This window comes from Stenotrophomonas sp. 17(2023), assembly GCF_030345315.1.
GTDB lineage: Bacteria > Pseudomonadota > Gammaproteobacteria > Xanthomonadales > Xanthomonadaceae > Stenotrophomonas > Stenotrophomonas acidaminiphila.
In genome coordinates, this window is record NZ_CP128405.1 from 2,795,838 (window position 1) to 2,819,087 (window position 23,250).

The following is a 23,250-nucleotide window of genomic DNA, read 5'->3' on the forward strand; positions in this document are numbered from 1 at the left end:
GTGCGGCAGCAGGCGCGGCATCCGCTTCCGACGTCTGCGCTGCGTTCTCACCCGGTGCCGGCAGTTTCACCTTCAGGGTGAACACGTACGGCAGCGACTTGATGTCCACCGCAGAGCCCGAAGCTTCCTGCGCCTTGGCCTCGATCACCGACAGCTCCGGATTGGACATCCAGCCCGAGCTTTCCAGGTTGCGCATGTAGGTACTGACCCGCGCGTTGGACTGGGTGCGGCCTTCCAGCGTCAGCGTCTCGCCTTCCTGCTTGAGCGCGGTCAGCACCACGCCATCGGGGATGGTGCGCACCAGCGCGTCGAACAGGTGCACCATCTGCGAGCGCTTGCCCTGCAGTTCCTCGATGACCTGCTTGCGGTCGAGCAGGCGCTTCTTCTGGCTGCCGAGCCGCTCGATCTCCTTGTTCTGCTCCTTGACCTTGGCGATCTCGGCCTCGAGATAGGCATTGCGCTCGTTCTGGCCGCTGACCTGCCCGTCGTAGTAGAAGTACAGCAGCAGCGACATCAGCACGCCGACGGCGGCGGCCAGGCCGAGCATGGTGTAGAACTCGCGCTGGCGCTGTTTGCGCCGCTCGGCGCGCCAAGGCAATAGATTGATGCGTGCCATCAGTCGAACCCCCGCAGGGCCAGGCCGGTGGCGATCATCAGCGCCGGGGCATCCTGGGCCAGCGCATGCGCCTGCACCTTCTGTCCCAGCGTCATCTGCGCCAGCGGATTGGCCACCGACGTGCTCACCCCCAGTTGTTCCTCGACCATCACCGGCAGCCCGGGCAGCGAAGCGCAGCCACCGGCCAGCACGATGTGATCGACGCGATTGAACTCGCTGCCGGCATAGAAGAACTGCAACAGGCGGCCGATCTGCTGGACCGTGGCCTCCTTGAACGGCTCCAGCACTTCCACCTCGTAGCTCTCCGGCAGCCCGCCCTGGCGCTTGGCCAGCCCGGCTTCCTCGTAGCTCAGCCCGTAGCGGCGCATCACCTCGTCGGTGAGCTGCTTGCCGCCGAACACCTGTTCGCGGCTGTACAGGCTGCGCCCGCCACGCAGGACGTTGAGCGTGGTCATGGTGGCGCCGATGTCCACCAGCGCGACCACGCCGTCACTGGCCACCGGCAGTTCGCTGGCCACCAGCGCGAAGGCGTTCTCGATCGCGAACGCTTCCACGTCCATGACCTTGGCCACCAGCCCGCCCAGCTCCAGCGCCGACTGGCGCAGTTCGACGTTCTCCGAACGCGAGGCCGCCAACAGCACCTGGACCATTTCCGGGTTGTTGGGCACCGGCCCGAGCACCTCGAAGTCCAGGCTCACTTCCTCGATCGGATACGGGATGTAGTTCACCGCCTCCAGCTCGACCTGGGCTTCCAGGTCGGCCTCGTCCAGGTCGGCCGGCATCGGGATCACCTTGGTGATCACCGCCGAACCGGCGACCGCGGCAGCCGCCCCCTTGGCCCGGGTTCCCGAGCGCGCCACGGCCCGGCGTATGGCCTCGCCGACCGCCTCGACCTCGACGATGTTCTTCTCCACCACCGCATTCGGCGGAAGTGGTTCCACGGCGTAATGTTCCACGCGAAAACGATTGCCGCTGCGGGCAAGCTGAAGCAGCTTTACCGCAGTCGAGCTGATGTCAACACCGATGATCGGTGGTTGACTCTTTGGGATAAGCCCCACGGTTTCTCCCCTGCCGACGGGCACTTGGACGCACTTGTTGCGCCCGCGCATTAATAATGAATTTCCGGTGGTTGGCAACCGCTCCGCGCGCAGGCCGAGAAATCCGTCACGCCCTCAGAGCCATCCCCGACCCCCTTTCCCCAAGGGACGGCCCCAGCCGTTCCCCCGCGTACTCTATACTCTGCGGCCACGAAATCCGCAATCGGGATCCTGCTTGATGCCCCGTTTCCGTCGCTGGCTGCGCTGGCTGCTGGCACTGTTCGTCGCCCTCGCCCTGGTTGGTTCCATCGCCGCGGGCGCCCTCTATTACGTGATTTCCTCGAGGCTGCCCGACGTGCAGACCCTGCGCGAGGTGGAGCTGCAGGAGCCGATGTACGTCCATGCCAGCGACGGCAAGCTGATGGCCGTGTTCGGCGAGACCCGGCGCTATCCGATCGAGATGAAGGACGTGCCCGAGCGCCTGAAGCAGGCCTTCCTGGCCACCGAGGACGCCCGCTTCTACGAACATGGCGGCGTCGACTACAAGGGCATCGCCCGCGCGGTCTGGCTGCTGGCCACCACCAGCGACAAGCGCGTACCCGGCGGTTCGACCATCACCCAGCAGGTGGCCCGCCAGTTCTTCCTCAGCTCCGAGTACAGCTACACCCGCAAGCTGGCCGAGATCCTGCTCGCGCGCAAGATCGAGAGCGAGCTGAGCAAGGACGAGATCTTCGAGCTGTACCTGAACAAAAGTTTCTTCGGCAACCGCGCCTATGGCATCGGCGCCGCCGCCGAGTACTACTACGGCAAGAAGCTCGGCGAGCTGGACCTGGACGAGATGGCCTCGCTGGCCGGCATTCCCAAGTTCCCGTCCAGCGGCAACCCGATCAGCAACCCGGAACGGGCGCGCCAGCGCCGCGACAACTACGTGCTGCAGCGCATGGCCGACCTGGGCTTCATCAGCCAGGCCGAGGCCGACGCGGCCAAGGCGGTGCCCATGCACGCCTCCCCGCACGAGCCGCCGATCGAGGTCAACGCGCCCTACGTGGCGGAGATGGTCCGCCAGGAAATGATCGCCCTGCACGGCGGCGACGTACTCAACAAGGGCTACCGGGTCACCACCACCATCGACAGCCAGGCGCAGGAAGCGGCCAACATCGCCGTGCGCGATGGCCTGCTGCTGTACGACCACCGCCACGGCTGGCGCGGGCCGGAGCAGCATATCGACGTGGCCGCCGACGCCGATGCGGCCACGCTTGCCCGCCACATCGCCGCGATCCCCTCGCAGTCCGGGCTGCTGCCGGCGATCGTGTCGGCGGTGCATGCCGACGGCGGCATCAGCGTGGTGCTGGCCGACCGCACCGAGCTGGTCCTGCCGGTGGCGGCCAGCCGCTGGACCACGCGGGCGCCGGCCAAGCTGGCTGCCCGTGGCGACGTCATCCGCGTGCGTACCGGCGAGAAGGAAGGCGAGTGGCTGATCGAACAGCTGCCGCTCGGCCAGGCCGCACTGGTCTCGCTCGACGCCGGCAACGGCGCCCTGCGCGCCCTGGTCGGCGGTTTCAGCTTTGCCGGCAACAAGTTCAACCGCGCCACCCAGGCCCGGCGCCAGCCCGGCTCCAGCTTCAAGCCGTTCCTGTACGCGGCCGCGTTCGACAAGGGCTTCAACCCGGCCTCGATCGTGCTCGACGCGCCGGTGGTGTTCCGCGACCGCCGCGGCAAGACCTGGGAGCCGAAGAACGACGGCGGCGGGTTCCGCGGCCCGATGCGCCTGCGCGAGGCCCTGGTGCAGTCGCGCAACCTGGTGTCGGTGCGGCTGCTGGACAGCATCGGCGTGGATTTCGCCCGCAAGTACATCAGCGAGTTCGGCTTCCAGGAAGCCGAGCTGCCGCCGAACCTGTCGATGTCGCTGGGCACCGCCTCGCTGACGCCGCTGTCGGTCGCGCGCGGCTATGCCGTGTTCGCCAATGGCGGCTCGCGGGTGGACACCTGGACCATCGACGAGGTCAGGGACCGCGATGGCAACGTGGTGTTCAAGGCCAATCCGGCGCTGGCCTGCCGCGGCTGCGGCGGTGGCGCCGGTGGCATGGCGCCGGCCAGCCAGGTCGTGGACGGTTTCAACTTCGGCGCCGAAGCCCCGCCGGCCAAGCCCGCAGCCGGTACCGGCAACGCCGAGACCGGGACCGAAGCCGCGCCGGCAGCGGTCGATGCCAACACCCATGCCGCCCCGCGCGCGATCGACGAGCGCACCGCATACCAGCTGGTGTCGATGATGCGCGACGTGGTCCAGCGCGGCACCGGTACCGCGGCCAAGGTACTGGGTCGCGAGGACGTGGGCGGCAAGACCGGCTCGACCAACGACCACCGCGACGCCTGGTTCTCCGGCTTCGGCGGCCCGCTGGCCACCACCGTGTGGGTCGGCCGCGACGACTTCCGTTCGCTGGGCTACCGCGAGTACGGCGGCCGCGCCGCGCTGCCGATCTGGATCGACTACATGCGGGTGGCGCTGAAGGACGCGCCGATCGCGCGCAACGACCCGCCCTCGGGCATGGTGCAGGCGACCCTCAACGGCGCCACCGAATGGATCAAGGTCGAGGACCTGGACCGGATGCAGGAATTCGATTTCGACCAGCACGACCCGAAGGCCGACGACGCCGCGTTCGATATCTTCTGACCCACCCGGGAAGGCGGCAGCCGTCGCCTTCCCGCATCGGCCCGGATCCGGCGGGCTGCCGACAACCGGAGAACCGCGATGCCACGTCCGGCACCCAACGCCCAGCGCGGCAGCCGCGAACGGCGGCTGATCGCCCAGGAGGCCGCCCGCCTGATCCGTGAGGGCGGCATCCACGATCCGGAGCAGGCACGGCGCAAGGCCGCCAGCCGCCTGGGCATCCACGACGAAGCGCTGTGGCCGCGCCAGGCCGAGGTGGAGGAGATGCTGCGCGAACAGCAGCGGCTGTTCGACACGCGCGTACAGCCGGCGGCGCTGCGCCAGCACCGCGAGGCGGCGGTGCTGGCGATGCAGTTCCTGCACGCGTTCCAGCCGCGGCTGGCCGGTGCGGTGCTGGCCGGCACCGCCGGCGCCGGCACCCCGGTGACGCTGCACCTGCACTGCGACGACACCGATGCGGTGCAGCGCTTCCTGCACGACCAGCACATTCCCGCCGAAGCGCGCACCGCACAGCTGCAGCTCGCCGGTCATGCATCGCGGCAGCGCTATCCGGCCTGGGAGTTCGCGGCCGACGGCATCGCCTTCGAGCTGGTCGTGCTTCCGGAGAACGGCCTGCGCCATCCGCCGGTGTCCAGCGACGACGGCAAGCCGCTGCCACGGGCGACGCTGGCCCAGCTGCGCCAGCTCCTGGCCGACGACGCCGGCTGATCCAGCCGCCTGGCGGCGTGCCCGCCCGCGCTCCGCCACGGCGCTGCTGCCCCAAGGCCCGGCCCGCTTCGCGCTGGACAGATTTTCACCACGTCCCGGCCAGGCCCGCCATTACCGGCGGCGGCCACGTTGTCCACAGCTTTTGCCGGAGGTACCGCACAGGCGTTGTGGAAAAGTGGAAAGCCCGCCCACCGGCACCCTCGGCCGGATGGCCCCACGCATTGCCCGGGCCCACCAGCGACCACGCGCGCCGGGCCGGCAGTGCGCTACGCGGCGACGGTGCCGGCCACGTACCGCGTGACGTGCGGATACGAAAAAGCCCCGCCGGAGCGGGGCTTTCGGTCGCGCGGGCGGCGCATCGCTGCGCCGCCGCGCCCAGGCTCAGGTGTAGTCGCGCACGGCGTGGCCGGTGTACACCTGGCGCGGACGGCCGATCTTCATTTCCGGATCGACCTGCTGCTCCAGCCAGTGCGACACCCAGCCGGCGGTGCGGCCGAGGGCGAACATGACGGTGAACATCTCGGTCGGGATCTGCAGCGCCTTGTAGATGATGCCGCTGTAGAAATCGACGTTCGGGTACAGCTTGCGGGCGACGAAATAGTCGTCCTGCAGCGCGGCCTGCTCCAGCTTGATGGCGACGTCGAGCAGCGGGTCGGTCACGCCCAGCTGGCCCAGCACCTGCCGGGTCATCTCGCCGATGACCTTGGCGCGCGGGTCGAAGTTCTTGTAGACGCGGTGGCCGAAGCCCATCAGGCGGAAGCCCGAGGTCTTGTCCTTGGCCTTGAGCACGGCGGACTCGACGTTGTCGGCGCTGCCGATCTCTTCCAGCATCTTCAGCACGGCTTCGTTGGCGCCGCCATGCGCCGGGCCCCACAGCGCGGTGACGCCGGCGGCGACGGACGCGTACGGGTTGGCACCGGTCGAGCCGACCAGGCGCACGGTCGAGGTCGAGGCGTTCTGCTCATGGTCGGCGTGCAGGATGAACAGCAGGTCCAGCGCCTTCACCACGTGCGGGTTCAGCTCGTACTTGCCGTCGGCCGACTCGAAGGTCTGCTTCAGGAAGCGGCTGACGTAATCCAGCGAGGTGTCCGGGGCATTGGCCGGCAGGCCCTTGCCGTGGCGGTAGATCAGCGACGACAGGGTCGGCACCTTGGCGATCAGGCGCACGGCGGCCTTGCGGCGCTGCTCGGCATCGGCCAGGTCCAGCGAATCGTGGTACTTGGCCGAGAGCTGCGCGATCGAGGCGGCCAGGATCGCCATCGGGTGCGCGTCCCTGGCGAAGCTGCCGATCAGGGTGTTGATCGACGCGTCGACACCAGCTTCCTCGGCCAGCTCGGCCTCGAAGGCCTTCAGCTGCGCGGCATCCGGACGCTCGCCGTTGACCAGCATGTAGGCGACTTCGACGAAGCTGGACTTCTCGGCCAGCTGCTCGATCGGGTAACCGCGGTACAGCAGCACGCCCTTGTCGCCATCGATGTAGGTGATGGCCGACTTGCAGCTGGCGGTGGCGGTGTAACCGGAGTCGTAGGTGAAGAGACCGGTTTCCTTGGTCAGCTTCGAGATATCGACACAGTCGTTGCCCAGGACGGGTTTGACTACAGGCAGAACGACCGACGTGTCGCCGGCGTTGAGCGTGACCTGATCAAGATCGGACACAGTGTGCGCTCCTCAAGTGGATGGCGCCGGCCCCGACGAGGAATGACGGGCAGGCACGTGAAGGAAGTTCCACGGTTTTGCACCGCGGTTCAGGCCATTATCGCACAGCAGCATTTGCCGTTTGCGCAGACTAAAGTCCTATGGACTCCGCATGCACGCGACACAGCGTCGCGCGCGCGCCGGGCGGCATTGCGCCGGGATTCAGCCGCGCCACGCACCACGCCCATGGCCGCGGCACGACCCGGAACGACCCGCCGGCAACGGCGCACAAGGCAGCCGCCCGGAATGGCACGCATGGCTTTACCGCAGGGACCGACCATGACAAAACAACGGCCGCGCAGGGCGCGGCCGTTGTCCGGGCGGAACGACAGTTGCGATCAGCGCGCGTAGCGCTTCTGGAACTTGTCGATGCGGCCGCTGGTGTCGATGACCTTGTGCTTGCCCGTGTAGAACGGGTGCGAGGCCGAGGAAATTTCGACCTTGATCAGCGGGTACTCTTCACCGTCTTCCCACTTGACCGTCTCCTTGGAGGACATGGTCGAACGGGTCAGGAACTTGAAATCGGAGGTGACGTCGTGGAACACGACGTTGTGGTAATCGGGATGAATGTCGGCCTTCATGGGCTCACACCGTGTGGGCTGGTGGTCAAGAGCGGCATTATAGTCCCGGCCGGCCCGTCGGGGCAAGCCGGGATTGCAGGAAATCAGGAAACCAGTCCCAACGCCCGCTGCACCTGGCTTTCGAAGCGCGCCTGGTCGTAGCCGATCAGCAGGGTGGTGTTGTCCGCCGCCCCGGTCTGCCGGTTCCAGTCCACCACGGTGGCACCGCGGGTACGCCCGCCGGCCATCTCGATCGCCAGCGGGCGCTGCTCCAGCCGGGTCGCGCCCTCGGGCTGCAGTGCCCAGGCCATCGCCAGCGCATCGGCGGCGTACCAGTGCTCGCCGCGGCTGTCCTCGGACCACAGCCGGGTCTGGCGCGAGATCAGCTCGTAGAAGCGCGCCTTGTCGGTATCGGCGGCCAGCCACTGCTCCACGTTCCGGTGCAGCAGGCCATGGGCGACGGTGGCTTCCCAGTCGGCCACTTCGACGTGCGGGAACGCGGTGAACACGATGTGCGCCGCTTCCGGGTCGAAGGCGATGTTGAACTCCGCCACCGGGGTGATGTTGCCGTGGCCGGTGATCGCCCCGCCCATCACCAGGAAGCGCTTCACCCGCTGCGGCAGGGTCGGGTCGAGCTTGAGCGCCAGCGCGATGTTGGTCAGCGGGCCCAGTGCGACCAGCAGCAGCTCGCCGGCGTACTGGTGCGACAGGCGCAGGATCGCCAGCGCGGCATGCTCGCTCTCGGCCGCGCGCGCGGCGGCAGGCAGGTCGACGTCGCCGAAGCCATCGCGGCCATGCACGTGCGCGGCATCCTCGGCCGGGTGCACCAGCGGATCGGGGGCGCCGGCGAACACCGGCACGTCGCCGCGGCCGGCGACCTCGCACAGCTTCAGCGCGTTGCGCACGGTATGGCCGAGGCCGACGTTGCCCGCCGCCACCGTCAACCCGACCACCTCGTGGCGTTCGTCGGCAAAGGCCATCAGCAGCGCCAGCGCATCGTCCACGCCCGGGTCGGTATCAATCAGCAACGGAATCTTCTTGCTCATCTCATGCTTGTCTTCTGGTCGGCCATGGAGTCTGGCACCTGGACCATGACAGGGGAAGTACGCGCTCAGGCCGAGGCGTAGCGCGCCGCCCCGCCCACCCAGCGCGCCACTATCCGGTCGGCGACGGCCGGCGCTTCGGCCAGCAACCGCTCGGCCAGGGCATGCACGCCCGGCAACAGGGCCGCGTCGCGGGCCAGGTCGGCGACCCGGAAGGCGGCCAGGCCGGTCTGGCGGGTGCCCAGCAGCTCGCCGGGGCCACGCAGTTCCAGGTCCTTCTCGGCGATCACGAAACCGTCGCTGGTCTGGCGCATGGTCTCCAGCCGCTGCCGCGCCATCGCCGACAGCGGCGCCTGGTACATCAGCACGCAGCTGGATGCGGCCGCACCGCGCCCGACCCGGCCGCGCAGCTGGTGCAGCTGCGCCAGGCCCAGGCGCTCGGCGTTCTCGATGATCATCAACGAGGCATTGGGTACGTCCACGCCCACTTCGATCACCGTGGTGGCGACCAGCAGGCCGGTCTCGCCGGCCTTGAAGGCGCGCATCGCCGCCTGCTTCTCGGCGGCCTTCATGCGCCCGTGCACCAGCCCGACGCGCACGCCCGGCAACTGCGCCGACAGCGCCTCGAAGGTGGCCTGTGCGGCGACCGCCTCCATGCGCCCGGCGTTTGCCGCGGGGCTGCCGTCGGCGTCCTCGCTCTCGTCGATCAGCGTGCATACCCAGTAGGCCTGGCGCCCCTGCGCGCAGGCCAGGCGGATGCGCTCGACCAGCTCCGGCCGGCGCTCGGCGCTGATGACGATGGTCTGCACCGGGGTACGGCCCGGCGGCAGCTCGTCGATCGCCGACACGTCCAGGTCGGAATAGGCCGCCATCGCCAGCGTGCGCGGGATCGGGGTCGCGGTCATCACCAGCTGGTGCGGCACGCTGCGGCCGTCGGCGCCCTTGTCGCGCAGCGCCAGCCGCTGGTGCACGCCGAAGCGGTGTTGCTCGTCGACGATGGCCAGCGCCAGGTCATGGAACACCACGCTGTCCTGCATCAGCGCATGGGTGCCGACCACCACCTGCGCACGCCCGGAGGCGATGTCCTCCAGCACCCTGGCCCGCGCCTTGCCGGTGACCTTGCCGGCCAGCCAGGCCACCTGCACATCCAGCGGCTCGAGCCAGCCGCGCAGATTGGCCAGGTGCTGCTCGGCGAGCAGTTCGGTCGGCGCCGCCAGCGCCACCTGCTTGCCCTGCTCCACCGCCAGCATCGCCGCCAGCGCGGCCACCACGGTCTTGCCGGAACCGACGTCGCCCTGCACCAGGCGCAGCATCGGGTGCGGCCGCGCCAGGTCCTGGCGGATCTGCGCGAACACGCGCTGCTGCGCGCCGGTGAGACGGAACGGCAGGGACTGGCGCAACTGCCGCACGCGCCTGTCGCCGCCGCTCAAGGCCGGGGCATGGTGCTGCTGCAGGGCGATGCGCTGGCGGCGCAGGCTCAGGTGGTGGGCGAGCAGTTCTTCCAGCGCCAGCCGCCGCTGCGCCGGATGGGTGCCGGCAGCGAGCGCGGCGACATCGGCATCGGCAGGCGGGCGATGCATGGTCAGCAGCGCCTGCCGCAGCGACGGCAGGGCCAGGCCGTCCAGCAGGTGCGCCGGCAACACCTCCAGCGCGGCTTCGCCGGGCAGCCGCTCCAGCGCCTGCCCGATCAACCGGCGCAGCGTCGCCGGGCCGATGCCGTCGACGACCGGATAGACCGGATCCAGCGCGTCGCCAAGGCCGGCCTCTTCGCCGTCGCCGAGCATGCGGTAGCTGGGATGCACGATCTCCAGCCCATGCTGGCCGGGGCGCGGGGTGCCATAGCAGCGCAGGCGCGCGCCGACGGCGAACTGCGCCACCTGCGCGGCGCGGAAGTGGAAGAAGCGCAGCACCAGGGTGCCGCGCGAGTCGTCTTCCACCGCGACCCGCAGCATCGGCCGGTAGCGGAAGCCGCGCTCCACCGCGACCACCCGCCCTTCGACCTGCGCGGCGCTGCCCGGCTGCAGCGTGGCGATGGCGCTGAGCCGGGTCCGGTCCTCATAGCGCAGCGGCAGGTGCAGCCACAGGTCCTGCAGGCTGCCGATGCCGCGCGCCTGCAGCTTGGCGGCCACCGCCGGGCCCACGCCCGCCAGCACCGTCACCGGTGTTTCGCCACTGGCCGCCAGCGCCGGGGCGGCCGGACGGGTACGCGCCATGCCGGTGGATCAGTCGAGGATCATCACCGCGTCGACCTCGAACGCGGCCCCCTTGGGCAGGCCCGACACTTCGATGGTGGAGCGGGCCGGGAACGGCGCCTGGAAGTACTCCTGCATGACCGCGTTGACCTTGGCGAACTCGCCCAGGTCGGTCAGGTACAGGCCCAGGCGCACGATCCTGTCGAGCGAACCGCCGGCCGCCTCGGCCACCGCCTTGAGGTTGTCGAAGGCGCGCCGCGCCTGCGCGGCGACGTCGCCGGCGACGATCTCGCCGGTGGCCGGGTCCAGCGGGATCTGGCCGGAGAAATACACGGTGTTGCCGGCACGCACGGCCTGCGAATACGGGCCGATGGCGGCCGGCGCGTTGGCGGTGTTGATGATCTGGCGGGACATGGGGGAACTCCGGTTGGGAAATGGCCCCGCATTGTAGCGTCCGCCCCCGCCGCACCGGCTTCCCGGCGATGCCAGGCGTCGCGGCGCTGGACAATTTTTCACCAGCAGCTGCAAACGCATGCCCGGCAAGGTGCCCGGGGGCTTATCCACAGGTTGTCGGCATGCCGTTGCACACCGGCTGTGGAGAACCGCGCACGCACCGCGCGGCGCACCCGGTCGCAGCAGGGCATGCCGCGCCGGCGCACCGCGCTTACTGGCGGCGCACCGACTGCACCACGCTCAGGCGCCGCAGCCGGCGCATCACCTCGGCCAGGTGGGTACGGTCGCGCACCTGGATGTTGAAACACAGCACCGCGGCGTTGAAGTCGCGGTCCAGGTAGTCCACCCGCTCGATGTTGGACTGGCTCTGGGCGATGGCCGCGGCCAGCTGCGCCAACACCCCGGTGCCGTTCTCCACTTCCACCACCAGCGCGGTGTCATAGTCGCCGACCACGCTGCTGTCCCAGCCGATCGGCACCCAGCGCTCGGGCGATTTGCGCAGCTCGGCCAGGTTCGGGCAATCCATGCGGTGCACCACGATGCCCTTGCCGGCGGTGTGGTAACCCATGATCTCGTCGCCCGGGATCGGCTGGCAGCAGCCGGCGAAGCTGACCACGCCGCGCTCGCTGCCGTTGATCAGGATCTTCTCCTGCACCCGCTGGCTGCTGCCGCCGGCGCGCGGTTCGCCATGCGCCATCAGCGCCTGCGCGGCCTGGGTCGGCATCCAGTTGCCGAGCGCGACATCGGCCAGGAACGCTTCCAGGCGCGGGTAGCGGTGTTCGGCCAGGAACGCATCCAGCCGGCCCTTGGGCAGGCGCTCGATCGAGCTGTCCATCGCCTCCAGCGCGCGGTCGAGCATGCGGTGGCCCAGCTGCACGGCATCCTCGTGCTCGAGCTGCTTGAGCTGGTGACGGATCGCGGTACGCGCCTTGGAGCTGACCACGAACTCCAGCCACTGCGGCTTGGGCGTGGCCGAGCGCGCGGTGATCACTTCCACCGTCTGCCCGCTGACCAGCTTGGTGCGCAGCGGCACCAGCTTCTTGTCCACGCGCGAGGCCACCGCGCGGTTGCCGATGTCGGTATGCACCGCATAGGCGAAGTCGAGCGCGGTGGAGTTGCGCGGCAACGCCAGGATCTTGCCCTTGGGCGTAAACAGGTAGACCTCGTCCGGGAACAGGTCGACCTTGACGTTGTCCAGGAACTCCAGCGACGAGCCGGCCGAGCGCTGCGAATCGATCAGCTCGACGATCCATGCATGCGCGCGGCTCTGTGCGCTGTTGGGCGAATCGCCGCCGAACTTGTAGGTCCAGTGCGCGGCCACGCCGCGCTCGGCGATCAGGTCCATCTCCTCGGTGCGGATCTGCACCTCGATCGGCGAACCGTAGGGCCCGAACAGCACGGTGTGCAGCGACTGGTAGCCGTTGGCCTTGGGGATGGCGATGAAATCGCGGAAGCGCCCGTCCAGCGGCTTGAACGCCGCGTGCACCGCGCCCAGCGCGTGGTAGCAACTGGGCACCGAGCGCATCACCAGGCGGAAGCCGAACACGTCCATCACCTGGTCGAAGGTTTTGTTCTCCTCGCGCATCTTGGTGTAGATGCTCCAGGGCGTCTTGATGCGGCTGACCAGGCGGTGCTCCAGCCCTTCGCGCGCCAGCCGCTGCGACAACTGCACCTCGACCTGCGCCATCGCCTCGCGGCGCACCACCGGCTGGCTGCGGATGTGCTTTTCCAGGATCGCGTGGCGCCACGGGTACAGCGCCTTGAAGCCCAGGTTCTGCAGCTCGGACTTGATCAGGCTCATGCCCAGGCGCTGGGCGATGGGCGCGTAGATGTCCAGCGTCTCCACCGCGATGCGGCGCCGCGCCTCGGCGCTCTGCGCGCCCAGGGTGCGCATGTTGTGCAGGCGGTCGGCCAGTTTGATCATGATCACGCGCAGGTCGCGCGACATGGCCAGCAGCATCTTGCGGAAGCTCTCGGCGGCCGCTTCCTGGCGGTCGCGGAAGCGCAGCTTGTCCAGCTTGGTGACGCCCTCGACCAGCTCGGCCACGGTCTGGCCGAACTGCCCGGCCAGCTCGTCATGGGTGAGCGGGGTGTCTTCGATGGTGTCGTGCAGGATCGCTGCGACCAGCGCCTCCACGTCCAGCCCGAGCTCGGCCAGGATGCCGGCCACCGCGACCGGATGGGTGATGTAGGGTTCGCCGGACTTGCGGGTCTGGCCCGCGTGCGCGGCCGCACCCACTTCCCACGCACGGCGCAGCATCGGCAGCTGCTCGGCGGGCAGGTAACTGGCTGCGCGTTCGAGTTGGAGTACGTAGTCCGGCACCGCGCCACCCGCGGGCGCAGCGACCTGGGCAGAGGGGCCTGGGTTCATGGCTGGGAAGATATGCCAGCAGCACCAACACGGCAACGCCGGAGACGCGCGACATCGCTCTCGCGCTGCCGCCCCACGGTTTGCATTGCAGACCGCCGGGCCCGTCTTTCGCTCATCCGCACCCCGCCGCTTCGCGGCGCCCCTGACCCGGGGGCTTTCCTGCACACGCACCGGGTGCGGACCTGCAGGGTGGCGGATGCCTGGAAAGCAGACAGCCCGCACGTGGCGGGCTGTCGGTGCACAACGATGACCTGGTGGATCAGTCGTCGTTCTTGGACATGTCCTCGTCGGCGACGACTTCGGCGGCGGCCCATTCCAGCGCCTCGCGCTCGGCACGCTCACGCTCGGCCTTCTCGACTTCCTCGATCAGGGCGTTGTCGATCTTGCGGGCGGCGATCTCGCGCAGCGCCAGCACGGTCGGCTTGTCCTCGGTCTCGCTGTTGTCGAGGGTGGCCTGCACGCCGTTGGCCAGCTGACGGGCGCGCTTGGACGCCATCATGACCAGCTCGAAACGGTTGTTAACGACTTCCAGGCAATCTTCTACGGTAATGCGGGCCATGCGAGCTCCCGGCGACCAGCAGCGGCCGCTCGATCGGATGAGGGAAAGGCCGGGGATTGTACAGGCGGACGCCGGGGGATACAAATGACCGCATCCCCGGGTCCTTTGGAATCAATCAGTTGCCTGCCCGCCCCAACGGGATCGGGCGCTGCCAGGGCCTGTACCGGGCCGCCGGGCCGCCGGGCCGCGCCTCAGTCCAGCAGCGAACGGATCAGGCCGTCGTGGCGGACCTGCTGCTGGGCCCGGCGCAGGCGGCTGGCGGTGAAGATGGCGCACATCTCGTCCACCGCGGTGTCGAACACCTCGTTGACGATCACGTAGTCGAACTCGTCGTAATGCAGCATTTCCTCGCGCGCGGCCGCCAGCCGCTGCGCCATCACCGCCTCGCTGTCCTGGCCGCGCTTGCGCATGCGGTCATCCAGCGCCTGCTTGGACGGCGGCAGGATGAATACGCTGACCGCATCGGGCACCTTGGCGCGCACCTGGCGCGCGCCCTGCCAGTCGATCTCCAGCAGCACGTCCTTGCCGGCGGCCAGCTGCGGCTCCACCGACTGCCGCGCGGTGCCCTTCCAGTCGCCATGCACGCGGGCGTACTCGAAGAAATCGCCGGCGGCGATCATGCGCTCGAACTCGGCGGCGCTGACGAAGTGGTAATGCCGGCCGTCCACCTCGCCCGGGCGCATCGCCCGCGAGGTGAAGGAAATGGACAGCGCGATCTGCGCGTCGCGCGCCAGGGTGGCGTTGACGAGACTGCTCTTGCCGGCGCCGGAGGGGGCCGCGACGATGTAGAGGGTGCCACGCATCGCGCGGATCTCCGGGTCGATGGTTCGGGCGGCGCACGATAACCAGCCCGGGCCGCGGCTGCAAATGCGGGGGCCGGCGGCGACGCGCCCACGCCGGCGCCCGGCCCCACCGGCCACTCCGGATCAGAGGTCGAAGGCGAGCATGTCGCGGCCGGTCGCCGCGCGCACGATGCGCTGGTAGACGCCGGTACCGCCACCACCATTGGTCATCACCACCAGTCCGCGCCCGTGCTGCGGGTCGCCGACCGCGAAGGTCTTGTAGCGGCCGGCGTTGGAGCCGCCATGGAAGAACCAGCGGTTGCCGGCATCGACACGCTCCAGGTTCCAGCCCAGGCCCTTGTCCAGCCAGCCCGGCCGCACCGCCAGCTGCGGCGCCAGCATCGCCTGCCGGGTCGCCTCGGCGATCTCCCAGTCCTGCCGCGCCGGGCGCCGCATCACGTGGGCGATGAAACGCGCATAGTCCTGCACCGGGCCACGCAGGCTGGCGGCGGCATTGGCGAGCAGGTCGCCGGGCCACACGAACATGCCCGCGGGCGCGGCGGCCTGCGCCTGTGGCAGCGCCTGCACCGCGTCATCCCAGGTCCAGTCCGACAGCGGCTTGCCACGCGCCTCGGCCAGCGGCTGCAGCAGCGGCCACTGCGCACCGAACGTCTGCACCCCCGGCCGGGCCCCGGGCGCCGGCACGCCGACCACCGAATGGCGCGCGGCGTGCGCGTTCCAGGTATAGGTGCTGGCCTGCATGCCGGCCGGCACGAACAGGCGCTGCCGTGCCAACTGGTCCAGGCTCTGGCCGGTGACCGTCTCCACCACCCGCTGCAGCCAGAAGAAGGCTTCGCCGGAATAGTTCACGCGCTGTCCCGGCGTCGCCACCGTGCGCAGCGGGTCGCTGTCCGGGTACGCGCGCCAGTCCGGCAGGCCGCTGCTGTGGCGCAGGACGTCGCGCACAGTGATCCGCGCCAGTTGCGGATCGTCATCGGCCAGGAAATCGGGGCGGTGGTAGTCCACCAGCGGGCGGTCGAGCTGCAGCGCGCCGGCATCCACCAGCTGCAGCACCAGATAGGCGAACACCGGCTTGCTCAACGAAGCGCACTCGAACACGCTGTCCGCATCCACCGGCGCACCGCTTTCCAGGTCGGCCACGCCGAATCCGCGGTGCCACGCCAGTTCGCCCTGCTCGACCACGGCGATGGCGACACCCGGCACGCCGAAGGCGCGCATCCATTCCGGCAACGTGGCCAGGAAGGCATCGGACGGGATCCAGCGCGGGTCGTCGCGCGCAGGCGCCGCAGCGCGCCCGGCCACCGGCAACAGGGTCAACGCCGCACTGCCCGCGGCGGCTGCCAGGAATCTGCGTCGATGGATCGGATCAACAACGGTTGCGTGCATGCCCATACCTCTGCGCCAAGGAACGGACTGCATAGCAGTCGCCGCCCCCGGCGGCAAGCGCGGCCGGCCGCTGCGCATGCCGCCTGCCGGCATCGGGTGCGGCCGCAGGCGCGGTGATGGCCGTGCGGACGGGCCGCCCCGGCCCATGCGCGGGCCGGCACATCCAGGCCCATCCCGCGCATGGCAACGCGCTGCCGGCCGCAGGAATGCGGCGACCTGCGCGGGAAACGCAACGCGAAGCGCGGCGGCTCCGGCAGGGTTACTCCAGGTTCTGCACCTGCTCGCGGATCTGGTCGATCAGCACCTTCAGCTCGACCGCGGCATTGGAGGTGCGGCTGTCCACCGACTTGGAGCCCAGGGTGTTGGCCTCGCGGTTGAACTCCTGCAGCAGGAAGTCCAGGCGGCGGCCGACCGGCTCGCGCTGGCGCAGCACGCGGCGGATCTCGCCGATGTGGCTGCCGAGGCGGTCCAGTTCCTCGTCGACATCGAGCTTCTGCAGCCACATCACCAGTTCCTGCTCGGCGCGGCCCGGGTCGACCGGGTGCGGCAGGTCGGCCAGGCGCGCGGCCAGCTTGGCGCGCTGGCCTTCGCGGATGGCGGGGATCAGTTCGCGCACCTCGCCGGCGATGCGTTCGATCGCATCCACCCGCTCGCTGATCGCCGCGGTCAGCTTGGCGCCCTCGCGCTCGCGCGCGGCGACGAAGCCGTCGAGGGTCTCGTCCAGCAGTGCCAGCGCCTCGGCATGCAGCGCCACGGCATCGACCGCTTCGCCACGCAGCACGCCCGGATAGGCCAGCAGCTCGGTGAACCCGATGCGCATGTCCGGAAAACGCGAATGCAGGCGCCGCGCCAGGTCGCCCAGCTGCTCCACCAGCGCCTCGTCCACCGCCAGCGTGGGCGCCGCTTCCGGGGCGCGCAGGCGCATGACCAGGTCCAGCTTGCCACGGCTGATGCGCGCGGCCACGCGTTCGCGCAGTTGCGGCTCCAGCGCGCGCAGCTCCTCCGGCAACCGCACCCCCACTTCGAGGAAACGGTGGTTGACCGAGCGCAGCTCGCAGCCGAGGGTGCCCCAGCGCGTGCCGCGTTCGCCGCCAGCATAGGCGGTCATGCTTCGGATCATGTGGATTTCCGGTGCGTTGCAAAGGGCGAATGGTACCCTAGGCGTCCCCGGATGCCGGCCCCGCAGGCCGCCCGGGTGCCCCCCACGACGCTCCACCGACTCCCGGATTCTCCATGACCTTTTCCCGTCCCAGCGGCCGCCAGGCCGACCAGCTGCGCAGCGTCACCCTCGAGCGCGGCTTCACCCGCCATGCCGAAGGCTCGGTGCTGGTCAGCTTCGGCCACACCCGCGTGCTGTGCACCGCCAGCATCGAGAACCGCGTGCCGGCGTTCCTGCGCGGCAAGGGCGAAGGCTGGGTGACCGCCGAGTACGGCATGCTGCCGCGCTCCACCCATACCCGTTCCGACCGCGAGGCCGCACGCGGCAAGCAGGGCGGGCGCACGCTGGAGATCCAGCGCCTGATCGGCCGCACCCTGCGCGCGTGCATCGACCGCAACGCGCTGGGCGAACGCACCATCACCCTGGACTGCGACGTGCTGCAGGCCGATGGCGGCACCCGCACCGCCGCCATCACCGGCGCCTACGTGGCCCTGGTGGATGCGGTGAACACGCTGCTCAAGCGCGGCGAGATCAAGCGCAACCCGGTGTTCGGCGCGGTCGCCGCGGTGTCGGTCGGGGTCTACAAGGGCGTGCCGGTACTGGACCTGGACTACGCCGAGGACAGCGACTGCGACACCGACATGAACGTCGTCATGAACGATGGCGGCGGTTTCATCGAGCTGCAGGGCACCGCCGAAGGCCATGCCTTCCGCCGCGACGAGCTGGATGCGCTGCTGGCGCTGGCCGAGAAGGGCATCGGCGAACTGTTCGCCGCACAGCAGGCCGCGCTGGCGCAGGCATGAACCGGCGCATCGCCCTGGTCACCGTGGTGGTGGCCGACTATGACGAAGCCATCGCCTGGTACACCGGCAAGCTCGGTTTCCAGCTGCTGCAGGATGTCGACCAGGGCCACAAGCGCTGGGTCGTGGTCGGGCCGGCCGAGGGTGGTGGCGCGGCGCTGCTGCTGGCGCGCGCCAGCGACGAGGCGCAGCGCAGCCGCATCGGCAACCAGACCGGCGGCCGGGTCGGCTTCTTCCTCCACACCGACGATTTCCACCGTGACCACGCGGCCATGCTCGCCGCCGGCGTGCAGTTCCTGGAAGCGCCGCGCGAAGAACCCTATGCCACGGTCGCGGTGTTCCGCGACCTGTACGGCAACACCTGGGACCTGCTGGAGCCCCGCCGATGAAGACCCTGGTACTGGCCAGCCACAATGCCGGCAAGCTGGCGGAGATGCGCGAGATCCTCGCCGACCTGCCGCTGCAGGTCACCTCGGCCGCCGAGCTGGGCCTGGGCGACGTCGAGGAGACCGGCCTGACCTTCGTCGAGAACGCGCTGCTCAAGGCCCGTGCGGCCTGCCAGGCCACCGGCCTGCCGGCGCTGGCCGATGACTCGGGCCTGATCGTGGACGCCCTGGGCGGTGCGCCCGGCCTGTACAGCGCGCGCTACGCCGGCCTCCCGGGCAATGCCGCGGCCAACAACGCCAAGCTGCTCGAGGCGATGGCCGGCATCCCCGACGGCGAGCGCGGCGCCCGCTTCTACGCGGTGATCGTGCTGCTGCGCCATGCCACCGACCCGCAGCCGCTGATCTGCGAGGGCCGCTGGGAAGGACGCATCACCCACGCGCCGCGCGGCCACCACGGCTTCGGCTACAACCCGGTGTTCCTGGACGAGCGCCATGGCCTGACCGCCGCGGAAATGGAGCCGGCGCTGAAGAACGCCATCAGCCACCGCGCGATCGCCCTGCAGCAGCTCAAGCGGCAGCTCGCCGCCTGGCACTGACCTCCACCGCCAAGTTGCAGCCGTCCATGCCGCACTCCCACGACCATTGCCACCACCGGCCCGGCGAGGCCTGCACCGGGGATCACGCGCATGCCGCCGTGCAGCTGGTGCCGCCGCCGCTGTCGCTGTACGTGCACCTGCCCTGGTGCGTGCGCAAATGCCCGTACTGCGACTTCAACTCGCATGCCGGCAAGGGCGCGCTGCCGTTCGACGCCTACATCGACGCGCTGGTCCGCGATCTGGACCAGGACCTGCCGCTGGTCTGGGGCCGGGTGGTCAACAGCGTGTTCTTCGGCGGCGGCACGCCCAGCCTGTTCCCGCCCGAGGCGATCGACCGTTTCCTGCAGCAGGCCAGCGCGCGGCTGCGGTTCGCGCCGAACCTGGAGGTGACGCTGGAGACCAACCCCGGCACCGCCGAGCACGGCCGCTTCGACCGCTACCGCGCCGCCGGCGTGAACCGCATCAGCTTCGGCATCCAGACCTTCAACGACGACGCGCTCAGGCGCCTGGGCCGCATCCACGACAGCAGCGAAGCCGAGCGTGCGGTGAAACTGGCGCAGGACGCCGGCTACCGCAACTTCAACATCGACCTGATGTACGCGCTGCCGGAACAGACCCTGGCCCAGGCCGAACACGACCTGGAGCGCGCCTTCGCGCTGGAGCCCACGCACATCTCCCACTACCAGCTGACGCTGGAGCCGAACACGGTGTTCTTCGCGCGGCCGCCGCGCGGCATCCCCGACGAGGACGGCGCCTGGGACATGCAGGAGCATTGCCAGGCGCTGCTGGCGCAGGCCGGCTACGGCCACTACGAGGTCAGCGCCTACGCCCGCGATGGCTGGCAATGCGCGCACAACCTCAACTACTGGCGCTTCGGCGACTACCTGGGCATCGGCGCCGGCGCGCACGGCAAGATCAGCTCCGGCGCGCAGCAGCAGGTGCTGCGCCGCTGGAAGCACAAGCACCCGCAGGCGTTCATGGACGCCGCCGGTACGCCCGCGGCGATCGGCGGCGACGACGTGATCGACGCCGCGCGGCTGCCGTTCGAATACATGCTCAACCTGCTGCGCCTGCATGAAGGCTTCGACCTGCGCGACTTCGAAGCCCGCACCGGGCTGGGCCGCGCCGTGCTGCAGCCGGCATTGGCCACCGCGGTCGAACGCGGCTGGCTGCACCGCGACGGCGGCCGCGTCGTTCCCACCGAACTGGGGCGGCGCTTCACCAACGACGTGGTCGAGCTGTTCCTGGCCTGAACAGGGCATTCGGCCGCGCAAGTAGCGGCAGCACCGGCGAAGTGATAGAAATCGCCCACCAGGGGCGGAACGTACAGCGGATGTCAGGCACCACAGCACCCTTTTCCAGCCAGGCGTCGGCACGACTTGCCGGCGCGCCGGTCCCCGAACGGGTCCGCCACCTGCTCCAGGCCGTCCACGGCATCGCCGCGCAGGTACTGGCGTCGCCGCTGCAGCTGACCATGGTGCAGCTGGAACGTGAACTGTTCGGCCTCGCCGACAAGGCACGCAGCAGCCAGGCCCAGGCCGATGTCTATGCGCAGATCCGCCAGCTGGGCGTGCATGCGGCCGAGTTCCCGGGCTGGTTCCTGGACGCGCTGGCCGACGACCTGGCGCGGCTGCGCAGTCCGTCCACGACCGCTGGCGCACCCGCGCCGGCGCCGGCGATACCGGCGATGACCCTGGTCACCGATACCGACATCAACCGCGACATCGTGCTGCACGAGATGGCACGGCGCGAAAGCTACCGCGCGCAGTCGCATCTGCAGCTGCTCGGGCAGCGCTTCGGCGTGCTTGCCGCGCAACCGGCGTTCGACGCCGAGAGCCTGCCGGTGGGGCCGTACGCGCTGTGCAGGATCCTGCGTGCCTGCGGCGAACGGCTGGGGCTGAACCTGGAGGCGCAGCAGCAGCTCTACCACGTGTTCGAACGACAGGCGATGGCGCGGCACGTCGAGCTGCTGGACCGCCTGAACATCCTGCTGGCGCGCGAAGGCGTGCTGCCGGGGCTGGTCTACATTCCCTACCTGCCACGGCCGGCCGGCCAACGCCGCACCACCGGCGGGCCCACCACGGCCGCGCGCGAGGGCCCGTCCGCGGCGACGCCGCGGCCGCTGACCCAGTGGCAGGGACAGGCACCGGCGGCGTCATGGGCGGAGGCGACGATGGACGCCATGTCCGCGCCACCGCCTGCCGGGCCGGCCCAGCCGGCCAGGTCGGACGCGGCCCCCGCCACGACCGCAGCCACCGCCCCGACAGCGGCCAGCATGGCCTCGCTGCACGAGTTGCTCGATGCCGCGCGCCAGCTGCTGGCACAGCAACTGCAGGCCGGCAGCGGCGGTGCTGGCGCTACCGGCACCGGCGGCGGCATCGCCGGCTCCACCGACATCGTTCAGCAGCTGGCCGCCCTCGGAGGCCAGCTGCGCCCTGCCGGAGCGCCGCCGGGCGCCGCACCCGCCGACCCGCCCGGCATGGCACCGAGGGCGCAGGCCGGTGCCGCGCCGGCGACACGCGCAGTGCCCAGCCAGGCGGTGATGGACGTGCTCGCACGACTGCAGCCGCAGGCCGCGGCAGCGGGCGCGCGCCGCAGCTTCGGCGACATCCAGAAGGCGCTGCTGTCGCAGGTGCGCGCCGAGCATGGCGAAAGCGCCACGCTGTCGTCCCGCGACAGCAACACCCTGGACCTGCTGGGCATGCTCTACGGGCAGATCCAGCGCGAAGTGCGCAGCAATGGCCCGGCCACCGACCTGCTCAACCGCCTGCAGGTGCCGCTGGCGCGTGCGGCCGTCGGCGACGAGGCGTTCTTCATCCGCGACCAGCACCCGGCGCGCGAGCTGCTCAACACCGTGGCCGAATCCGGCGCGGTATGGCTGGGCGACGACGACGGCGACCCGGCGCTGCTGCAGAAGCTCGGCGAAGCGGTGGACCGCGTCGTCGCCGAGTACCAGGGCGACGAGGCGGTGTTCGCCGCCGCCAACCGCCAGGTGCAGTCGCACCTGCAGGCGGCGGTGCGCAAGGCCGAGGTCACCGAGCGCCGGCAGATCGAAGCCGCGCGCGGCAAGGAACGGCTGGAGGCGGCCAAGCAGCTGGCCGGGCGCACCATCGGCCAGCTGTGCCGCGCGGCGAATCCGCCCAAGTTCGTGCAGACCCTGCTGCACGAAGCCTGGAGCGACGTGCTGACCCTGACCCTGCTGCGCCAGGGCGAGGACTCGGAGGAATGGCGCCAGCGCCAGGAGGCCACCCGCCGCATCGGCGAGATCACCGCCCGCGGCGACGGTGCCGCCGACCCGGCGCTGTGCGGCCAGATCGAGGAATCGCTGCTGCAGGTCGGCTACCACGAGGACGAGGCCGGGGCCATCGCCCGCCGCCTGTCCACGCCCGGCGGCGAGGACGAGATCACCTCGCGCACCGAACTGGCCGCCCGGCTCAAGGCCCGCGCCCGGCTCGGCGGCGACAGCCGGGACGGGGCGGATCCGCAGGCGCCGCCCGCGGCCGAGCGCACGCCGGCCGAGGAAGGCTTTTACCGGCAGTTGCGCACGCTGCCGTTCGGCACCTGGTTCGAGTTCACCATCAACCAGCAGGGCGACGCCCGCCGCCTGCGCCTGTCCTGGTACAGCCTGGTCACCGACAACGCATTGTTCGTCAACCAGCGCGGGCAGAAGATGGCCGAGCATTCGCTCGACGCGCTGGCGCGGCTGATGGCGCGCGACCAGCTGCGCGTGGTCACCGAGGACCGCGGCCGGCTGATCGACCGCGCCTGGCAGGCCACCCTGCGCGCCCTGCGCGCGCTTGCCGGCGGCAGCGCCGCTCCGGAGTCCGCATGATCCCCGATACCCGGCGCGCCCCGCGCCTGCAGGTGCCCGCGCTGGTGCCGGTCACCGATACGATGACCGCCGGCGTGATCGGGCGGCTCGGCAACGTGTCCGAAACCGGCATGCTGCTGATCGCCTCCGAACCGCTCAACGAGGACGCGCTCTACCAGCTGCGCTTCCCGGTCCCCGATGGCCGCGGCGGCGACGTGCCGATCGATGTCGGCGTGCACCTGCTGTGGCGCGAGGCGGCGCAGGCGCCGGGCCACTTCTGGGCCGGCTTCCGCTTCCTGACCCTGGAAAAGGGCCATCGCGAACGCCTGCGGCAGTGGATCGAATCCAGCCTTCCGGCATCCTGAGCGACGAAAACGGCACAGCGGCGCGGCAGCGATTGCGGCAGA

19 protein-coding genes and 1 pseudogene are annotated in these 23,250 nt (G+C 70.2%); 8 read left to right on the top strand and 12 right to left on the bottom strand.

What is annotated here, in order from left to right; translation table 11 throughout:
• Nucleotides 1-55: 55 nt before the first annotated feature.
• A pseudogene (locus tag QQA12_RS12610) lies at nt 56-616 on the bottom strand (PilN domain-containing protein); the annotation flags it as partial.
• Nucleotides 616-1,674 carry a pilus assembly protein PilM gene (locus tag QQA12_RS12615; protein WP_054668759.1) on the bottom strand — a complete coding sequence of 353 codons (1,059 nt, stop codon included), beginning with the start codon at nt 1,672-1,674 and terminating at the stop codon, nt 616-618. The gene QQA12_RS12615 and the pseudogene QQA12_RS12610, both read right to left, overlap by 1 nt.
• A gap of 217 nt (nt 1,675-1,891) precedes the next feature.
• Here QQA12_RS12615 and QQA12_RS12620 point away from each other — a divergent pair, with 217 nt between their 5' ends.
• Both QQA12_RS12620 and QQA12_RS12625 read left to right on the top strand, forming a co-directional pair.
• A complete protein-coding gene (locus tag QQA12_RS12620) occupies nt 1,892-4,324 on the top strand; it encodes a penicillin-binding protein 1A (RefSeq protein WP_226049484.1) in 2,433 nt (810 codons plus the stop codon).
• A gap of 78 nt (nt 4,325-4,402) precedes the next feature.
• On the top strand, nt 4,403-5,029 hold the full coding sequence (locus tag QQA12_RS12625) for a hypothetical protein (RefSeq protein WP_056931182.1): 627 nt from the start codon (nt 4,403-4,405) through the stop codon (nt 5,027-5,029).
• A gap of 381 nt (nt 5,030-5,410) precedes the next feature.
• On the opposite strand, the gene QQA12_RS12630 is transcribed toward QQA12_RS12625, so the two are convergent.
• From QQA12_RS12630 to QQA12_RS12675, 10 genes are all read right to left on the bottom strand, one after another.
• On the bottom strand, nt 5,411-6,685 hold the full coding sequence (locus QQA12_RS12630; RefSeq protein WP_054667365.1) for a citrate synthase: 1,275 nt from the start codon (nt 6,683-6,685) through the stop codon (nt 5,411-5,413).
• 377 nt (nt 6,686-7,062) lie between these two features.
• Nucleotides 7,063-7,305: a type B 50S ribosomal protein L31 gene (locus QQA12_RS12635; protein WP_056931181.1), complete on the bottom strand. Its 243-nt coding sequence runs from the start codon at nt 7,303-7,305 to the stop codon at nt 7,063-7,065.
• A gap of 83 nt (nt 7,306-7,388) precedes the next feature.
• Nucleotides 7,389-8,330, bottom strand: a complete 942-nt coding sequence (locus QQA12_RS12640) for a nucleoside hydrolase (protein WP_054667370.1) — start codon at nt 8,328-8,330, stop codon at nt 7,389-7,391.
• Between the two features lie 65 nt (nt 8,331-8,395).
• Nucleotides 8,396-10,540 (bottom strand): ATP-dependent DNA helicase RecG, encoded by a 2,145-nt coding sequence (recG, locus tag QQA12_RS12645; protein WP_056931180.1) that lies wholly within the window; start codon nt 10,538-10,540, stop codon nt 8,396-8,398.
• 9 nt (nt 10,541-10,549) lie between these two features.
• Nucleotides 10,550-10,933, bottom strand: coding sequence for a RidA family protein (locus tag QQA12_RS12650; RefSeq protein ID WP_054667374.1), 384 nt, complete (start codon nt 10,931-10,933; stop codon nt 10,550-10,552).
• Nucleotides 10,934-11,183: 250 nt separating this feature from the next.
• Nucleotides 11,184-13,343 (bottom strand): bifunctional (p)ppGpp synthetase/guanosine-3',5'-bis(diphosphate) 3'-pyrophosphohydrolase, encoded by a 2,160-nt coding sequence (locus QQA12_RS12655; protein ID WP_054667376.1) that lies wholly within the window; start codon nt 13,341-13,343, stop codon nt 11,184-11,186.
• Between the two features lie 259 nt (nt 13,344-13,602).
• Nucleotides 13,603-13,902, bottom strand: a complete 300-nt coding sequence (gene rpoZ, locus QQA12_RS12660) for a DNA-directed RNA polymerase subunit omega (protein WP_054667378.1) — start codon at nt 13,900-13,902, stop codon at nt 13,603-13,605.
• A gap of 191 nt (nt 13,903-14,093) precedes the next feature.
• Nucleotides 14,094-14,705 (bottom strand): guanylate kinase, encoded by a 612-nt coding sequence (gene gmk, locus QQA12_RS12665; RefSeq protein ID WP_054667380.1) that lies wholly within the window; start codon nt 14,703-14,705, stop codon nt 14,094-14,096.
• Between the two features lie 123 nt (nt 14,706-14,828).
• The gene (locus QQA12_RS12670) at nt 14,829-16,091 is read right to left on the bottom strand and encodes a serine hydrolase domain-containing protein (protein ID WP_161809400.1); all 1,263 of its coding nucleotides are present in this window, start codon (nt 16,089-16,091) and stop codon (nt 14,829-14,831) included.
• A gap of 259 nt (nt 16,092-16,350) precedes the next feature.
• On the bottom strand, nt 16,351-17,211 hold the full coding sequence (locus QQA12_RS12675) for a YicC/YloC family endoribonuclease (RefSeq protein WP_226049485.1): 861 nt from the start codon (nt 17,209-17,211) through the stop codon (nt 16,351-16,353).
• Nucleotides 17,212-17,324: 113 nt separating this feature from the next.
• Here QQA12_RS12675 and rph point away from each other — a divergent pair, with 113 nt between their 5' ends.
• The 6 genes from rph to QQA12_RS12705 all read left to right on the top strand — a co-directional run bounded on the left by rph (nt 17,325) and on the right by QQA12_RS12705 (nt 23,208).
• Nucleotides 17,325-18,053 carry a ribonuclease PH gene (rph, locus tag QQA12_RS12680; protein ID WP_054667385.1) on the top strand — a complete coding sequence of 243 codons (729 nt, stop codon included), beginning with the start codon at nt 17,325-17,327 and terminating at the stop codon, nt 18,051-18,053.
• The gene (locus tag QQA12_RS12685) at nt 18,050-18,439 is read left to right on the top strand and encodes a VOC family protein (protein WP_054667386.1); all 390 of its coding nucleotides are present in this window, start codon (nt 18,050-18,052) and stop codon (nt 18,437-18,439) included. The genes rph and QQA12_RS12685 overlap by 4 nt, the downstream gene beginning before the upstream one ends.
• The gene (gene rdgB / locus QQA12_RS12690) at nt 18,436-19,032 is read left to right on the top strand and encodes an RdgB/HAM1 family non-canonical purine NTP pyrophosphatase (protein WP_054667388.1); all 597 of its coding nucleotides are present in this window, start codon (nt 18,436-18,438) and stop codon (nt 19,030-19,032) included. The genes QQA12_RS12685 and rdgB overlap by 4 nt, the downstream gene beginning before the upstream one ends.
• A gap of 26 nt (nt 19,033-19,058) precedes the next feature.
• Nucleotides 19,059-20,285, top strand: a complete 1,227-nt coding sequence (gene hemW, locus QQA12_RS12695; protein WP_226049486.1) for a radical SAM family heme chaperone HemW — start codon at nt 19,059-19,061, stop codon at nt 20,283-20,285.
• Nucleotides 20,286-20,365: 80 nt separating this feature from the next.
• Nucleotides 20,366-22,864 (top strand): DUF1631 domain-containing protein, encoded by a 2,499-nt coding sequence (locus QQA12_RS12700; protein WP_226049487.1) that lies wholly within the window; start codon nt 20,366-20,368, stop codon nt 22,862-22,864.
• Entirely contained in the window at nt 22,861-23,208 is a 348-nt protein-coding gene (locus QQA12_RS12705; protein ID WP_182335155.1) for a PilZ domain-containing protein, read from the top strand. The genes QQA12_RS12700 and QQA12_RS12705 overlap by 4 nt, the downstream gene beginning before the upstream one ends.
• The last annotated feature ends 42 nt before the right edge of the window (nt 23,209-23,250 follow it).

Excerpts from the sequence above, each read along its gene's own strand:
- QQA12_RS12675 (WP_226049485.1), bottom strand. The coding sequence starts at position 17,211 with ATGATCCGAAGCATGACCGCCTATGCTGGCGGCGAACGCGGCACGCGC.
- QQA12_RS12635 (WP_056931181.1), bottom strand. The coding sequence starts at position 7,305 with ATGAAGGCCGACATTCATCCCGATTACCACAACGTCGTGTTCCACGAC.
- QQA12_RS12685 (WP_054667386.1), top strand. The coding sequence starts at position 18,050 with ATGAACCGGCGCATCGCCCTGGTCACCGTGGTGGTGGCCGACTATGAC.
- rph (WP_054667385.1), top strand. The coding sequence starts at position 17,325 with ATGACCTTTTCCCGTCCCAGCGGCCGCCAGGCCGACCAGCTGCGCAGC.
- QQA12_RS12670 (WP_161809400.1), bottom strand. The coding sequence starts at position 16,091 with ATGCACGCAACCGTTGTTGATCCGATCCATCGACGCAGATTCCTGGCA.
- gmk (WP_054667380.1), bottom strand. The coding sequence starts at position 14,705 with ATGCGTGGCACCCTCTACATCGTCGCGGCCCCCTCCGGCGCCGGCAAG.
- rpoZ (WP_054667378.1), bottom strand. The coding sequence starts at position 13,902 with ATGGCCCGCATTACCGTAGAAGATTGCCTGGAAGTCGTTAACAACCGT.
- rdgB (WP_054667388.1), top strand. The coding sequence starts at position 18,436 with ATGAAGACCCTGGTACTGGCCAGCCACAATGCCGGCAAGCTGGCGGAG.
- QQA12_RS12625 (WP_056931182.1), top strand. The coding sequence starts at position 4,403 with ATGCCACGTCCGGCACCCAACGCCCAGCGCGGCAGCCGCGAACGGCGG.
- QQA12_RS12655 (WP_054667376.1), bottom strand. The coding sequence starts at position 13,343 with ATGAACCCAGGCCCCTCTGCCCAGGTCGCTGCGCCCGCGGGTGGCGCG.
- QQA12_RS12650 (WP_054667374.1), bottom strand. The coding sequence starts at position 10,933 with ATGTCCCGCCAGATCATCAACACCGCCAACGCGCCGGCCGCCATCGGC.
- QQA12_RS12700 (WP_226049487.1), top strand. The coding sequence starts at position 20,366 with ATGTCAGGCACCACAGCACCCTTTTCCAGCCAGGCGTCGGCACGACTT.
- QQA12_RS12705 (WP_182335155.1), top strand. The coding sequence starts at position 22,861 with ATGATCCCCGATACCCGGCGCGCCCCGCGCCTGCAGGTGCCCGCGCTG.
- hemW (WP_226049486.1), top strand. The coding sequence starts at position 19,059 with ATGCCGCACTCCCACGACCATTGCCACCACCGGCCCGGCGAGGCCTGC.
- recG (WP_056931180.1), bottom strand. The coding sequence starts at position 10,540 with ATGGCGCGTACCCGTCCGGCCGCCCCGGCGCTGGCGGCCAGTGGCGAA.
- QQA12_RS12620 (WP_226049484.1), top strand. The coding sequence starts at position 1,892 with ATGCCCCGTTTCCGTCGCTGGCTGCGCTGGCTGCTGGCACTGTTCGTC.
- QQA12_RS12640 (WP_054667370.1), bottom strand. The coding sequence starts at position 8,330 with ATGAGCAAGAAGATTCCGTTGCTGATTGATACCGACCCGGGCGTGGAC.